General features: G+C 55.2%; 11 protein-coding genes. 9 read left to right on the top strand and 2 right to left on the bottom strand.

Going from position 1 to position 15393, the window contains the following annotated elements; genetic code table 11:
• Nucleotides 1–16 precede the first annotated feature (16 nt).
• Nucleotides 17–655, bottom strand: coding sequence for an LPS assembly lipoprotein LptE (gene lptE / locus LJE94_11320; protein MCG6910698.1), 639 nt, complete (start codon nt 653–655; stop codon nt 17–19).
• A gap of 40 nt (nt 656–695) precedes the next feature.
• A complete protein-coding gene (gene leuS / locus LJE94_11315; protein MCG6910697.1) occupies nt 696–3299 on the bottom strand; it encodes a leucine--tRNA ligase in 2604 nt (867 codons plus the stop codon).
• 218 nt (nt 3300–3517) lie between these two features.
• Here leuS and LJE94_11310 point away from each other — a divergent pair, with 218 nt between their 5' ends.
• The 9 genes from LJE94_11310 to ilvN all read left to right on the top strand — a co-directional run bounded on the left by LJE94_11310 (nt 3518) and on the right by ilvN (nt 15316).
• Entirely contained in the window at nt 3518–4987 is a 1470-nt protein-coding gene (locus LJE94_11310) for an Rne/Rng family ribonuclease (GenBank protein MCG6910696.1), read from the top strand.
• Nucleotides 4988–5124: 137 nt separating this feature from the next.
• Nucleotides 5125–5820: a hypothetical protein gene (locus LJE94_11305; GenBank protein ID MCG6910695.1), complete on the top strand. Its 696-nt coding sequence runs from the start codon at nt 5125–5127 to the stop codon at nt 5818–5820.
• Between the two features lie 54 nt (nt 5821–5874).
• Nucleotides 5875–6237: a preprotein translocase subunit YajC gene (yajC, locus tag LJE94_11300; protein MCG6910694.1), complete on the top strand. Its 363-nt coding sequence runs from the start codon at nt 5875–5877 to the stop codon at nt 6235–6237.
• Between the two features lie 209 nt (nt 6238–6446).
• Nucleotides 6447–8024, top strand: a complete 1578-nt coding sequence (gene secD, locus LJE94_11295; GenBank protein ID MCG6910693.1) for a protein translocase subunit SecD — start codon at nt 6447–6449, stop codon at nt 8022–8024.
• Nucleotides 8025–8067: 43 nt separating this feature from the next.
• Nucleotides 8068–9102, top strand: a complete 1035-nt coding sequence (secF, locus tag LJE94_11290) for a protein translocase subunit SecF (protein MCG6910692.1) — start codon at nt 8068–8070, stop codon at nt 9100–9102.
• Nucleotides 9103–9119: 17 nt separating this feature from the next.
• The gene (dprA, locus tag LJE94_11285; protein MCG6910691.1) at nt 9120–10226 is read left to right on the top strand and encodes a DNA-processing protein DprA; all 1107 of its coding nucleotides are present in this window, start codon (nt 9120–9122) and stop codon (nt 10224–10226) included.
• 140 nt (nt 10227–10366) lie between these two features.
• Entirely contained in the window at nt 10367–12646 is a 2280-nt protein-coding gene (topA, locus tag LJE94_11280; protein ID MCG6910690.1) for a type I DNA topoisomerase, read from the top strand.
• A gap of 347 nt (nt 12647–12993) precedes the next feature.
• On the top strand, nt 12994–14679 hold the full coding sequence (gene ilvB, locus LJE94_11275) for a biosynthetic-type acetolactate synthase large subunit (GenBank protein ID MCG6910689.1): 1686 nt from the start codon (nt 12994–12996) through the stop codon (nt 14677–14679).
• A 148-nt stretch (nt 14680–14827) separates the two neighbouring features.
• Nucleotides 14828–15316: an acetolactate synthase small subunit gene (gene ilvN / locus LJE94_11270; protein ID MCG6910688.1), complete on the top strand. Its 489-nt coding sequence runs from the start codon at nt 14828–14830 to the stop codon at nt 15314–15316.
• Nucleotides 15317–15393: the final 77 nt, after the last annotated feature.

Here is a 15393-nt window from a genome sequence, read left to right as displayed (position 1 = left end):
CGCAACATCGTCAGCCTCAGAAGTCGTCCGTCATCCGGTAATACGCATCCTCGCCCAACCGCAGGCAAACCACTTCGATGGCCTTCCTTTTGTTGCTTTCCGTCAACGCCTTGTCACTCTGTTCCACGGTGTAAACCTCGGAATCGGTCATTCCCCGAGTGAACCAGAGCACCTCACCGGCCTGATTTTTCAACGTCAGGTCGATCGTTACCGATACCCTTTTCTCCAGGGAGGCCTGCGCACCGCGTCTGGCCACCGTCCAGGAACGAACTCCCGTTATTTTTCCTGATAAAATCCCTTGTGCCCGGTCTTCGGGAGCCAGCTGCCCCCCGTATTTTCTGCTGAACTCATTTTTCAATTGGTTGGTGAGGTCGATTTCCACACCGATTTCGGACGTCCTGTTTTCAATCAGGCCGATGAAAATGGTTTCCAGCCCCTTGGGCGGACCCCCACCCCCCGGAAAGCGGTAACCGCAGGAAGCCACGATCGCCGCGCATCCGCAGACAATCGCCGTCAACCATACGATCCTGAGCGGGATAAGCCACGCCCCCACCGCTTTTTTCACAGCACCAGACATATCCCTGCGGAGCAGTTTGTCCCCATCGAAATCGGTCATAGCGAGCTGCGTCTTTCTTTCCTTTATCCGGGACCCCATTGACCCGCCTCCGCCCGGCAAACGGGGGGGAGGGGCGTTGTCATACAACGATATTGACCAGTTTCTTCTTCACCACCACCACCTTTTTGACGGGCTTTCCGGCAATGAACGTCAATACCCTCTCGTCGGCCAGCGCGGTCTGCCGCAGAAATTGGTCATCGGCACCGACATCGGCCGTGAAACGGCTTCGGACCTTTCCATTGACCTGAACCACAATCAACAGTTCATCTTTTACCAGGGCATCTTTCCTGAACGAAGGCCAATCCGCCAGCAGAATGCTGGTCTGATGGCCCATGGCGGCCCAGATCTCCTCGGCAAAATGCGGTACGATCGGCGACAGGAGCAGGATGGCCGACTCCACGGCGAACCTGACCACACGGTCCCTTTCGGGTGCCTCTGCAGGTTCCTCCAGCGCGTACATCGCGTTGACCAGTTCCATTACCGCGCTGATGGCGGTGTTGAAGTGAAAGCGGTCTTCGATGTCCCGCGTGACCCGCTGAATGGTTTCATGGGTTTTTTTATAGAGGTTTTTCACGTCCCCCTGCAGTGCGTCGGGCGCACCCGTGTAAGGGTCGACGTCCTTGATGGCATCCATCCAGGTCGCTGCAAACCGCCACACCCTGTTCAAAAAACGAAATCCGCCGTCCACCCCCTGTTCGCTCCATTCCAGATCTCTTTCCGGCGGGGCGGCAAACAGACAAAAGAGGCGCGTCGTATCCGCACCGTACTTGTCCAGCAGAATATTGGGGTCGATCACGTTTTTTTTGGATTTGGACATCTTCTCCACCCGTCCGATAACGGCGGCCTTGGCGCAGATCGCACATACCGGCTTTCCCTGCTCGACCGCTATGTTTTCCGGCAGCAGGAAGCCATGGTCCGGACAGGCGGCGGTCTCTTTGCAAACCATGCCTTGTGTCAGAAGCCTGGTGAACGGCTCCTTGTACTTGACCAGGCCCATGTCATGCAGGACACGGGTATAAAAACGGGAATAAAGGAGGTGCAGAATGGCGTGCTCCACACCTCCGATGTACTGATCCACCGGCATCCAGTAATCCACGGCATTTTTATCGAACATCCCTGCGTCGTAATCGGGGCTGCAGTAGCGTTCGTAGTACCAGGAGGATTCCACGAAGGTATCCATGGTGTCCGTTTCCCGGCGGGCCTCCTTGGAGCCGCACGTGGGGCAGGTTGTCCTGGCAAAATAGTCTAGTTCCGGCAGCGGCGAACCGCCCCCCGCCAGCAGGTTGGCATCCTCGGGCAGCAGAATGGGCAGATCCTCCTCCGGCACCGGCACGACCCCACAGGTAGGGCAGTGAATCATGGGGATGGGCGCCCCCCAGTATCGCTGTCTGGAAATACCCCAGTCGCGCAGCCGATAGGACACGGTTTTTTGGCCCATGTCATTGGCTTCCAGGTGCCTGGCGATGGCGTCCATTGCCTCCGTGTTGGGCATGCCGTCGAAATCCCCGGAATTGGTCATCACCCCCGGTCCGGTGTAGGCCTCCTCGAGCGCTTGCGCGGTCAGGTCCTCACCTTCCGGGTTGACCACAACAATTATCTCCAGCCCGTATTTGCGGGCAAAGTCGAAATCACGCTGGTCGTGGGCCGGTACACTCATGACGGCACCGGTGCCGTACGCCATGAGGGCGAAATTGGCTGTATAAATGGGCATCTTTCTGCCGGTCATCGGGTTCAGGCAATAGGCGCCGGTAAAAACGCCTTCTTTTTCATAGCTCTCCACGGCCTTGGCGGTCCGGTCCTGACGGGACATGCGTTCCACGAATTCATCGACCGCCGTTTCCTGCTCCGAACCCTTCGCGAGATCTTTCACCAGTGGATGCTCGGGTGCCAGGCACATGAAGGTGGCCCCGAAAACGGTGTCCTGACGGGTCGTGAAAACGGATATCGCATCATGCTGCCCACCATCCCTGCCCGCGATGGGAAAGCGTATCTCCGCTCCGGTGCTCTTGCCGATCCAGTTCTTCTGCATGGTGATGACCTTTTCGGGCCATCCCGGGAGTCTGTCGCAGTGGACCAGCAAATCTTCGGCATAATCCGTAATCTTGAAAAACCACTGCCACAGCTTCTTCTGGCGAACCTCCCGGCCGCACCGCCAGCACATCCCGGCTTCCACCTGTTCGTTGGCCAGAACCGTCTGACAGGGATCGCACCAGTTGACATACGATTCTTTTCGATACGCCAGGCCCTTTTCGTACATTTTCAGAAACAGCCACTGCTCCCAGCGGTAATAATCAGGCTGGCAGGTGGCCAGCTCCCGGTCCCAGTCATATGAAAAGCCGATTTTTTTCAGCTGAGAACGCATGTTGGCGATGTTCGCATAGGTCCATTTGGCCGGGTGGCTGCCGTTGGCGATGGCCGCGTTTTCAGCGGGCATTCCGAAGGCGTCCCAACCCATGGGATGGAGCACATTGAACCCCCGCATCCTTTTGTAGCGCGCCACCACGTCTCCGATCGTGTAGTTGCGCACGTGGCCCATGTGAATATTCCCCGAAGGGTAGGGAAACATTTCCAAAAGATAGTATTTTTCTCGGTTCTGATCGGTGTCAACTTTGAACAGGCGGTCCTCTTCCCAGACGCTCTGCCACCTGCCCTCGATTGAACCGGGATTGTATTTTTCTTCCATCGGGTGTATATGCCTCCAGATCTATTCGTTTAGGACGGTTGAAAGCAGTTTTATGCCATAGGTTCCCTCAAATAGCAAGATGTGAATCCCGCCTCTAAGGGGCGTGCACGCCGAATAATTGCCGTGCAAAAACGATTTCATCCTACCGAAAAAATCATTTGACTTGATGATAACAATTTCATATTTATGGAAAAACAGTAATGCAAGGAATCCAATACATGACCACAAAAATTCTAATAAACGCCGTAGACCCTGAAGAGTGTCGCATCGCCATGGTAAAGGACAGCCGCCTGGAGGAGTTCGATATCGACAGCGCCGCCAAGGAAGCCAGCCACGGCAATATCTACAAGGGCATTATCACACGCATCGAGCCCAGCCTCCAGGCCGCTTTTGTCGACTACGGCGCCGAAAGGCACGGTTTTCTGCAGCGACACGAAATTCACAGCGATTATTACCAGGAAACCCCCTCCGGGAAAAAGACCATCAAGGATATCATTAAAAAGGGGCAGGAGGTGCTGGTCCAGATCACCAAAGACCCCATATTGAAAAAGGGCGCTATGCTAACCACCTTTATCTCCCTGCCCGGCCGCCACCTGGTGTTGATGCCGGGTTCGAAAACGAGGGGCATTTCGCGGAAAATAGCCGGAGAGGAGGAACGCAAGCGGCTGAAGGAAGTCGTGGAAAACCTGAAGGTTCCGGAAGGCTTTGGCATCATCGTGCGCACCGCCGGCGAAAAGTGCACCAAAACACTGGCATCCAAAGACCTGAACTACCTGCTCAGATTGTGGAAAAACATCAATGCGAAAGGCACCAAAGCCGCTGCTCCATCCCTGCTCTACAAGGAGCGCAACCTTGCCGTGCGCTCCATAAGGGACCATTTCACGCCGGATGTAACCGAGATCCTGATCGACGATGAAAATGTGTTCCGCGAAGTTAAAAATTTCGTGTACATCATATCCCGCAAGCATGCGAAAATCGTCAAACTGCACAAGGGGGCCAAACCGCTTTTTTCAAAATTTCAGTTGGAAGACCAGATCGCGTCCATCTTCGAAAGCAGGGTAACGCTCAAATCCGGTGGTTCCATTGTCATCCAGCAAACCGAAGCCCTTGTCTCCATCGACGTCAACTCAGGCAAGGCCACCCACCAAAACAGCGTGGAAAAAACGGCGCACATCACCAACCTGGAAGCCGCGGAAGAGATCGCCCGGCAGCTGCGCCTGCGCGACATGGGCGGCCTCGTGGTCATCGATTTCATCGACATGAGGGACGCCAAGCACAAGCTCGAAGTCGAAAGAACCATCAAGGACGCGCTGAAAACGGACAAAGCCAAAACCAAAGTGGGCAAAATTTCGAAGTTCGGCCTGATGGAGATGTCCCGGCAGCGCATACGGCCTTCCATCGAATTCGGCAGTTTCCTTCCCTGCCGTCACTGCAGCGGTAAAGGTCTCGTCCCGTCCACCGAAACGCTCGGCATCCGCTTTTTACGAAAACTGCAGCTCGAATCGCTCAAACCCGCCGTCGAGTCGGTGACCGGCACCCTTCCGGCCGAGGTCGCCGATTATCTGCTCAACAGCAAGCGCAAAGAGATCCTGGACCTGGAATTGAGACGGCAGGTGTCAATCAAAATCATCGGCGACAGCAAGATGGCGCCAGGAGACAGTCAGATCGATTGCGTCCTAAAAACGTGAGACCGGTGATCGAGGTCGAGGGCATGCAGACAACCCCTTTCGCGACCCTTTGGAAGCAAAAAAATGAAAGAAAGATTTGACCTCGGCTATCATTTACAGTATATCAGCGCCACTTTCAGCTGTTTTTTTTAGTGATCATGAAATTTCGACCCCAAGAAATCCAATACGTTGCAGTCATTGTTCTGCAATTTATGATCATCGGCTGCCTGGCAGCCATCGGCACGACGGTCACCGTCGGTTGCCAGGACGGGAAAAAAGACCGGCCGAAACAATACGCGGCCGACAGCCGGTTCAATCCGGAATACAGGGCCGTGTTCGAAGGCTGGACCAAGGAGGACCGCATCTACAAGGGGTTCGACTGCAAGCTGATTGCAGCCGCAACGTACAAATCGATGCCGTTCCGCAAGGCCTATGTAAAGGAGTACAATAAACTTTACAGGCTGAGTGAGGCCGAGGCGGAAAAGCTCCTTAGAGACCAGGAAGATGCCGCTGCGACCTATGACGAGTTTTTTTTAGCCGCCTATGTGCCTGAAAAAAATTGGGACGATTTTTCGGACAAAAAGTCTATCTGGAAAATCGTTCTGACCAATGGAGCAGGCGGGCGAAGGGCTCCGGTGGAAATCAGAAAACTGGAGCGCAACAATGTCGTACTGAAGCACTTTTTTCCGTATGTTACGCCCTGGAAATCGGTTTATCTGCTAAGATTTCCGGTGCAACAAAACAAGACGGAAGAATCCCGCGAGGGTGCAGCAGACACCGCATCCCTGACGCTCTCCGTCAGCAGCGTTTTGGGATCGGCTGAAATGACTTGGGATCTCACCGGTCTTGAGTGACCATTACAATTTTCAAGGGAGGCTAACTTGTTTACTACCAGTATCGCACACGCAATGACACAGGGCGGCGGCGGAGAAGCTGCCGGTGGATTTTCGGCATTCATCCCCCTCATCCTGATGTTTGTCATTTTCTATTTTCTTCTGATTCGCCCGCAGCAGAAAAAAACCAAAGAGCATCGAAATATGGTGGCCAATCTCAAAAAGGGCGACCGCATCGTCACCAGCGGCGGGCTGCATGGCCGCATCACCGGCGTCTCCGACCAGACGCTGACCGTCGAAATCGCCGACAAGGTCCGCGTCAAAGTCAACCGGGCCAATGTGAACGCGCTGTCCCAGTCGATTACCCCGCCCCCGGCACCGGCCGCCAAAAAAGACAAAAAAGAAAAGTCCGACGCCGGTTCCGCCAAAACCAAATAGAAGCACTCGATAGAGGGAGTAAGCGAGAAACACAGTCGACTGTATTTAAGGTAGAAATCAGCGATCATCGATTCCTCGCTGCATGCAGCGGGGAATCTTCAATTTCCGGGATCATCCTAATAAGCGGCATGAGGTTGAGCCGGGGGCAATGACTCCCGCTGGGGTTCATCCGCGATTCCGTACCTCAGGAGTAAGAAAGGAACAGATCATTGAAGAGCTTGTCATGGAAATCTATTTCGGTTCTGGTGGTGACCATTGCGGCGGTTGTCTATATCCTGCCGACCATTCGGCCGGGGACATGGCCCCATAAAAAGATCAACCTCGGGCTCGACCTGCAGGGTGGCATGCACCTCATTCTCGAAGTCGACACGGACAAAGCGGTTGCAAACACCATCGAGCGCATCGCCCATGAACTGAGAACGGAGCTCAGGAGTAAAAGGGTGCGCGTCATCGGCGTCGACCTCACCGCCAAGCATCGAATCGCCGTCCGGATACAGGGCGAGGAGAACATCGCAGAATTCAATAAACTGCTGGACGCCGAATTCAAGGAATTGCGCCTGGCATCCACCGATGAAGTGGACGGCGTTCAGACCATCCAGCTGGACCTGCCAGTCGACGAAGCCGCGCACATCAAGAAGCTGGCGGCCGAACAGGCCCTCGAGACCATCCGCAATCGTATCGATCAGTTTGGCGTGAGTGAACCCGACATCAGAAACCAGGGGGAAAAGCGGATCCTCATCCAACTGCCCGGCATCAAAGACACCGAGCGTGCCAAGGAATTGATCGGCAAAACAGCCCTATTGGAGTTCAAACTTCTCGACGAGACGGCCGATATCAGTGCGGCCCTCAAGGGCAACGTCCCGCCGGGAACGGAGCTGCTGTACCAAAGCAGGGTGGACCCGTCGACCAACAGGACCGTCAAAACGCCCTATCTCGTAAAAAAACGGGCGTTGCTCACCGGTGCCTATCTGACGGACGCCAAGGTCCAGATCGATTCGCGGTACAACGAGCCTTATGTCTCCATCGAGTTCGATAAAAAGGGCGGCCGAATCTTTGCCCAGATTACGGGGCAGAATGTAAAGAAGCGCCTGGCCATCGTCCTCGACAACAAGGTGTACTCGGCACCGGTGATTCAGGAAAAAATCACCGGAGGCCAGGCCCGCATCACCGGCAATTTCACTACCGAAGAGGCCCACGATCTGGCCATCGTCCTGAGGGCGGGCGCCCTCCCCGCTCCCGTAAACATCATCGAAGAGCGCACCGTCGGCCCGTCCCTGGGTGCCGACTCCATCCGCAAGGGGCTTCTTTCCATGTGCATCGGCGGTATTCTGGTCGTACTGTTCATGGGTGTCTACTACAAGGGATCGGGTGTCATCGCCGACATCGCCCTTATCTTGAACATCCTGATCATCGCGGGCGGGCTGGCCGGGTTTCAGGCGACGCTGACCCTTCCCGGCATTGCCGGCATCATTTTGACCATCGGTATGGCCGTGGATGCCAACGTGCTGATATTCGAACGCATTCGAGAGGAAATGAACCTGGGAAAAACGCCCCGTGCAGCCGTCGACGCCGGATACAGCCGGGCCACGCTCACCATTCTCGATGCCAATGTCACTACGCTCATCGCCGCGTTGGTGCTGTTTCAATTCGGTACCGGCGCGGTCAGGGGGTTTGCGGTAACCCTCAGCCTGGGAGTCGTGGCAAGCCTGTTCACGGCGCTAATTCTGACGCGGGTCATCTTCGACTACTTTCTCATCAACCGAAAGGTCAAAACGATCAGTATCTGATGAAACACATGCCCAACCGGGCACAACAGAGAAGGAAAAATAGATGCAGTTCATTAAACCGGGTATCAATATCAACTTTGTCGGACGGCGAAAGATCGCCTTCGCCTTTTCGCTGACCATGATCTTGATCACCATCGTCTCCCTGGTCTATCACGGCGGCCTCAAATTAGGGATCGACTTCGCGGGCGGTACCATCATCCAGGTAAAATTCGACGATCAGGTGTCCATTGCGGACATCAAATCGGCGCTGGCCACCGTCGACATAGGCACCTCGGCCGTGCAGGGGTTTGGTGCCGCCCATGAAAACGAATACCTCATCCGAACCGACAGTTCCATAACGGTGGCCGACAACCTGGCGCTCAAAATCGAGGCCGCCATGCAACAGAGCACGGGGAAAAAGGCGCAAATACGAAGAGTCGAGATGGTCGGCCCGCAGGTGGGGCGGGACCTGAGAGAAAAAGCGCTTCTGGCCATGTTTTTCGCCCTTCTTTTCATCACCATTTACATCTCAGGGCGTTTCGAACTCAAGTGGATGCTGAGCGGTATAACCGCCGGAGCCCTGATGCTCGCCGTCTACGTCCTCACCATTTTCGAAGTCAGCATCCCGTTTCTGATGACGGCCGCCCTTTTCGTCACCCTGATCCTTTTCTGGTTCCTGGAACTCAAGTATGCCATGGGCGCCATCGTGGCCCTCATTCATGACGTGCTCATAACGGTCGGTCTTTTTTCACTGTTCGGCAAGGAGTTCACGCTGCCGATTGTAGCGGCGCTGCTCACGATTATCGGTTATTCGCTCAACGACACCATCATCGTATTCGACCGCATCAGGGAAAACCTGAGGAAACACCACAAGCAACGGCTGGGTTTCATCCTCAACGCCAGCATCAACGAGACCCTTTCACGTACGATTCTGACGTCCGGGACCACGCTGATCGTGCTGATCACCCTGCTCGTACTGGGAGGCGGCATCATCCACGATTTCGCTTTTGCCATGACCGTCGGCGTGGTGGTGGGAACCTATTCGTCCATTTTCGTGGCCAGTCCCATCCTGATGGCGTGGCAAAACCGAAAAAAATAAGGCAAAAGGCCGGGCCGATGGAAAACATTCTGCCATGGCTGGTCTTAAGAAGCGTCCCCGGTATCGGTAACCTGCTTTTCAAACGTCTGCTGGATCGGTTCGAAACACCAACAAGGGCGATGCAGGCCGAGGAAGAGGATCTTTGCCGGATCGATGGTATGTCGCAACGGCTGGCTCGCAGCATCCACAGGCACCGTACACCTGATTGGGTCCATGACGAACTGGACCTCGCATCCAGAAAAGGGTATCGGATCGTCACGCTCCGTGACCCGGATTACCCCGCTCTTTTGCGTGAAATTCCCGACCCTCCGCCCTTCCTGTATGTCTGCGGCGATCTGGGCCGGGCCGGTGACTGTATATCCATGGTGGGATCCAGAAATGCCACCGACTACGGCCTCCAAACCACCCTGCGTCTGAGCCGTGACCTCGCCGCCCAGGGAATGACCATCGTCAGCGGCATGGCCTTGGGGATAGACACCGCAGCCCACCGTGGCGCCCTTGCCGGAAAGGGGATCACGGTGGCGGTGCTGGGAAGCGGACTGGAAAAAATCTACCCTCCCGAAAACCGCGGCCTCTTTCATGATATCGCCGGGCATGGTGCAGTGATCTCAGAATTTCCCCTGCGCGCCGATCCGGAGGGGCACCACTTCCCCATGCGTAATCGTGTCATCAGCGGTATGTCCCTGGGAACGGTTGTCGTGGAGGCTACGCTGCGCAGTGGTTCGCTCATAACGGCACGCCTCGCCGCGGAACAGAACCGGGAGGTGTTCGCGGTGCCGGGAAGCGTCAGTTCGTTTAAAAGCACCGGCACGCACACCCTGATAAAACAGGGCGCCAAGCTGGTGGAACAGGCCAGGGATGTTACCGAAGAATTTACGCATCTTTTTAACGATTTGAAAACAGACATAAAAGCCACCGGGGACGAGCAGACACCCGAGGCTCCTTTCCTGTCCGCAGACGAACGGACAGTTTTCGATGTGCTTGACAGCTATCCCGTGCACATCGACGTTCTGGCAGCCAAAACAGGGGTGGCAGTGGGAAAACTGACCGGAATTTTATTGAGTTTGGAGTTGAAAGGCGTTGTCCAGCGCAGCCCGGGAAACCTGTTCTCCCTGAAACCGTAAAAATTTTCATTGAAATTGTTGTCTGGAAACAGGTAGAAACGACATTCCACCGAACCCGTCGTTACCGACATCATCGCCGAGGGGCGTGTTCATTGCATGACCCTTCGGAACAGGAACCTTTACCTTTTGAGGGATAGATCGTGAGTTCAAAACCCCTGGTTATCGTAGAGTCGCCCACAAAGGTCCGTACCATAAAAAAATATCTGGGCAAGGATTACAATGTGGCGGCCACCGTCGGCCACATCAAGGATCTGCCGGTAAAATCGTTAGGCATCGATATCGAGGGCGGATTCGAGCCCCAGTACAAAGTTGCTCCGGGTAAAAAAAAGGTGATCACTTCCCTGAAAAAAGCCGCCGGGGACAGCCAGGACATCTTTCTGGCCCCGGACCCCGATCGCGAGGGTGAAGCGATCGCCTGGCATGCGGCGGAGGTGCTGGAAAAAAAGGGCCGCAGATTTCACCGTGTGCTGTTCCACGAACTGACTAAAAAAGCTATTCTCGAAGCCATTAAACATCCCGAAGAACTGAATCAAAACAAATATGAGGCCCAGAAAACCAGGCGGATCCTGGACCGTCTGGTTGGCTATCAGATATCTCCCCTATTGTGGCGCAAGGTCAAGGGGGGCTTGAGTGCCGGACGGGTGCAGTCGGTAGCCCTCAGGATTATCTGTGAACGGGAACGGGCCATTCAGGCTTTCGAACCCCGGGAATACTGGTCCATCACCGCCCATCTGCAAGGTGACGCCCCGCCTGCCTTCGATGCCAAACTGATTAAGAAAAAGGGCAAACAAATCAGCATCTCCAACCAGGAGGAAGCCCGGGAAATCATCCGGGATTTAGATCAAGCGGATTATGTTGTTGAAAAGATCGTCAAGCGCACCCAGAAAAGAAATCCGCAGCCGCCCTTCATTACCAGTAAACTGCAGCAGGAATCGATCCAAAGGCTGCGCTTTTCCGCAAAAAAAACCATGATGCTGGCGCAACAGCTTTACGAGGGCATCGATTTGAATGCAGGGGAACCCGTGGGGTTGATCACCTACATGCGTACGGATTCGACGCGCATCGCCGATGAAGCCGCCCGGGAAGCGCTGCAGCTGATCAGAGAACGTTTTGGCCCGGAATATTGCCCGGGCAAACCCCGTTTTTTTAAAAACCGTAAAAAAGCGCAGGACGCTCACGAAGCCATCCGGCCCACTTCTGTGGCGCTTACCCCTGAAAAGGTTGCTCCCTTTTTGACGAAAGATCAGTTTAGCCTGTACCGGCTCATATGGAACCGCTTTGTTGCCTCCCAGATGCAGCCGGCCCTCATCGACCAGAGCACCCTGTTGGTCGCCGCCGGTGATTATCGCTTTTCCACAACCGGCTCCACCATCAAATTCCCGGGATTCATGACGCTCTATCTTTCCACAACCGACCAAATGGAAAAAGACAGCCAGCAGCAAAAAGTGCAGCTGCCCGCAATATCCGAGGGCGACCGGCTGACCCTCGACAAACTGGATCCCAAACAACACTTCACCAAGCCGCCGCCCCGCTTCTCCGAGGCCTCGCTGGTGAAGGAACTGGAGGAAAACGGCATCGGCCGCCCCAGCACCTACACGGCAATTCTGGCAACCATCCGCCAGAAAGGATATGTGGACCTGATCAAACGCTATTTCCAGCCCAGTGAGCTGGGCTTTCTGGTCAACGATCTTCTGGTGGACAGTTTCGCGGACCTGTTCAATGTCGACTTCACCGCCAGTATGGAAGACAACCTGGACCAGATAGAATCGGCCGAGATGAACGCCCAGGAAATCCTGCAGCAGTACTACGACAAGTTTCGGAACGACCTGGAAAAAGCCAAGGAAGCCATGCCCAGCCTCAAAGGCGTCGGACTGCCCACCGGACAGAATTGCCCTGAATGCGGCAAGGAGCTCAACCTGAAAGTCGGTAGGAACGGTCACTTTCTGGCCTGCAGCGGGTACCCGGAGTGCCGGTATTCCCGGGACTACTTGAGGGATGAAAAGGGCAGAATTCAGCCAATCGAAGTCGCTGAAGATGAGGCCTCCGATAAAATTTGTGAAAAATGCGGCCGTCCCATGGTCATCAAGCAGGGCCGTTACGGTAAATTCCTGGCCTGCAGTGGATTTCCGGAATGCAAGAATACCTACTCGGTAAATGCCATTGCCCCCGGGAAGGAAACCGGCGTGGACTGTCCGGAGCCGGACTGCCAGGGCCGCCTGGTGGAAAAGCAATCCAAGAGAGGCAAGATTTTCTACGGCTGCAGCATGTTTCCCGAGTGCACCTTCGCCATCTGGGACAAGCCTGTCGATGAAAAATGCCCGGTATGCGGCGCCCCCTTTCTGGTGGAAAAAACCACCAAGAAGGAAGGGACCTTTTACGTCTGCCGACAAAAGGACTGCGGCTACCGCAAGGATGTCTAAGTCTCTGAGCCTACCCCATGCTCTGGGTTGATCGGACGTTTTCGCCTGAAGGTGGGTGGTTTTCCCCACCTCCCCGTATGGGGCATAAAAAATACTTGACATGCAGGGCATTACCTGTCAATAGTGCCCGGACATACAGGAATCAAAAAAAAATTATGCAAAACAGCCTTATTAACATCATCCTTATCAACATTATCAGCCTCGTCGCCGGCCTTATCGGCCGCGCCGAGGATCAGGGTGGTTAATGGCTTAACATAATAACCGAGAAAACGAAAAAATCCGTTGCCAGCCCTGAAAAGCCGGCAACGGATTTTTTTTTGATGCTCAATAAGGATAAGGAAGAAATCATGGAATTAACAGGCGGCCAAATTCTGATGCGGACCCTGGTGGAGGAAGCTGTGGAGGTTATTTTCGGTTTTCCCGGGGGGGCGGTCATCGAGATGTACGATGAACTCGTTAAAACGGACATTCAGCACATCCTCGTCAGGCACGAGCAGGGGGCGGTGCATGCAGCCGACGGCTACGCCAGGGCAAGCGGCAATGTCGGCGTCTGCCTGGTAACCTCGGGGCCAGGTGCCACCAACACGGTTACGGGCATTGCCTCGGCCTATGCCGATTCCATCCCCCTGGTCGTCATCACCGGGCAGGTACCCACCCAACTGATTGGGAACGATGCCTTCCAAGAGGTGGACATCGTGGGCATCACCAGACCGTGCACCAAGCACAACTACCTGGTTAACGATGTCGCCGATCTCGCCAGGGTCATGCGGGAAGCCTTTTACCTGGCAAGAACCGGCAGACCCGGTCCGGTCCTGGTGGATATCCCCAAAAACGTCGTTAGCGCCAAAACCACCTATAAATCCGTTCCCGGGGTGCGCATGAGGTCCTACAACCCGACCTATCACCCCAACATGAAGCAGTTGAAAAAGGTGGCCGACCTGGTGCGGAAAGCCGAAAAACCGGTTATCTTCACCGGCGGAGGCGTCATCTTGTCCGGTGCTTCGGAAGAATTGACCGCGTTGGCCCGCAACACCGGCATACCGGTCACGGGCTCCCTGATGGGGCTGGGCAGTTTTCCGGGCACCGATCCCTTGTGGCTGGGCATGCTTGGCATGCACGGCACTTACCGGGCCAACATGTCCGTCAGCTTCTGCGATCTCCTAATCGGCGTCGGCGTACGTTTCGACGATCGCGTCACCGGTAAAACAGACGATTTTGCCGCCCAGGCAAAAATTGTCCACATAGACATCGACCCCACGTCCATCCGCAAAAACATCGCCGTCAACATCCCCGTCGTCGGCGACTGCAAAAAATCGCTGTCCCGGCTGAACGAACTTTTGTCCGACCTGGACACGCGTGCCCAGGCGGAAAAAAAAGCGGACTGGATAAACCAGATCGCCGATTGGAAAAAGAGCAATCCCCTGGACTATGATCAAAAGGATGTCATCAAACCGCAGTTCGTGGTTGAGACACTCTTCGAACTGACCGAAGGCCGAGCCATCATCACAACGGAAGTCGGCCAAAATCAGATGTGGGCGGCCCAGTACTATCACTTCGACCGCCCCAACAATTTTATTACGTCAGGCGGCCTGGGCTGTATGGGGTTCGGGCTCCCTGCGGCCATCGGCGCGCAGATAGCGCATCCGGAAAGAACCGTGGTCGACATTGCCGGAGACGGAAGCATCCAGATGAACATTCAGGAAATGGCCACCGCCGTCCAGTACAAGCTGCCCGTCAAAGTCGTCGTTTTAAACAACGGTTATCTCGGAATGGTGCGGCAATGGCAGGAGCTTTTTTACGGCCGGCGGTATGCCGCCACCTGTATGGACTGCGCGCCCGATTTCGTGAAGCTGGCCGAAGCTTACGGCGCCATCGGTCTGAGAGCCGAAAAACCGGCAGAGGTGGAAGCGGTCCTCGCCCGAGGTCTTGCAGCCGAAGGCCCGGTCATCATGGACTTCAGGGTGGAATCCGAGGAGTGCGTCTACCCCATGGTCCCGGCCGGCGCGCCCATTTCCGAAATGCTGCTCGTATAATGGACCAAGGGCGGATCGTTCGGACGATCCGCCCTTGGCCCATTACCGAACGCGGCTTCGCCGCTATTTTCAAACAATGCATGGCAGCAATGACGCCTCATTGCTGCTAAGAAAATTCATCAAGCCGGAAGGGCATGAGGTTCGAATAATGAATGAGGAAAAGCACATACTGACCATGCTCGTCGACAACCAGCCCGGGGTCCTTTCGAGGGTCGTGGGCCTTTTCAGCGGAAGGGGATACAACATCGAAAGCCTTTGCGTGGCGCCCACCATCGATCCCCTGGTGTCGCGTATAACCCTGGTGACCAAAGCCAATCTGCCGGCCATCGAGCAGATAGAAAAACAGCTGAGAAAGCTGATCAACGTGATCAAGCTGCGCGATCTCTCCGGCAAGGAAGCGGTTCACCGGGAGATGGCCCTGATATGCGTCCGGACCAAACCGGAAAATCGGGCGGAAATACTGAGGATTGTAGACATCTTCCGCTGCAAGGTAGTGGACATCGGCCTGGAACACTACATTATCGAAGTGTCCGGCAGCAGCGACAAGCTCAGTGCCCTGATCAACCTCTTGAAACCCATGGGCATCAAGAAGATCGCGCGCACGGGGTCAGTGGCACTGTTCCGGGAACCGAACTAAAAAATCAACGCCCTTACGCACCATCGGGCATATCCCGTGGAAGCAATTGCCTTTTTACGTTGAGCTGAATGCAACCA

It is taken from the genome of Deltaproteobacteria bacterium (genome assembly GCA_022340465.1).
GTDB lineage: Bacteria > Desulfobacterota > Desulfobacteria > Desulfobacterales > B30-G6 > JAJDNW01.
The sequence above is the reverse complement of the archived record's forward strand: the minus strand, read 5'-3'. Positions and strand labels throughout refer to the sequence as shown.

Bases quoted from the DNA above. Each gene is read 5' to 3' on its own strand.
- LJE94_11310 (MCG6910696.1), top strand. From the start codon at position 3,518: ATGACCACAAAAATTCTAATAAACGCCGTAGACCCTGAAGAGTGTCGC.
- ilvB (MCG6910689.1), top strand. From the start codon at position 12,994: ATGGAATTAACAGGCGGCCAAATTCTGATGCGGACCCTGGTGGAGGAA.
- lptE (MCG6910698.1), bottom strand. From the start codon at position 655: ATGGGGTCCCGGATAAAGGAAAGAAAGACGCAGCTCGCTATGACCGAT.
- LJE94_11305 (MCG6910695.1), top strand. From the start codon at position 5,125: ATGAAATTTCGACCCCAAGAAATCCAATACGTTGCAGTCATTGTTCTG.
- secF (MCG6910692.1), top strand. From the start codon at position 8,068: ATGCAGTTCATTAAACCGGGTATCAATATCAACTTTGTCGGACGGCGA.
- leuS (MCG6910697.1), bottom strand. From the start codon at position 3,299: ATGGAAGAAAAATACAATCCCGGTTCAATCGAGGGCAGGTGGCAGAGC.
- ilvN (MCG6910688.1), top strand. From the start codon at position 14,828: ATGAATGAGGAAAAGCACATACTGACCATGCTCGTCGACAACCAGCCC.
- dprA (MCG6910691.1), top strand. From the start codon at position 9,120: ATGGAAAACATTCTGCCATGGCTGGTCTTAAGAAGCGTCCCCGGTATC.
- yajC (MCG6910694.1), top strand. From the start codon at position 5,875: ATGACACAGGGCGGCGGCGGAGAAGCTGCCGGTGGATTTTCGGCATTC.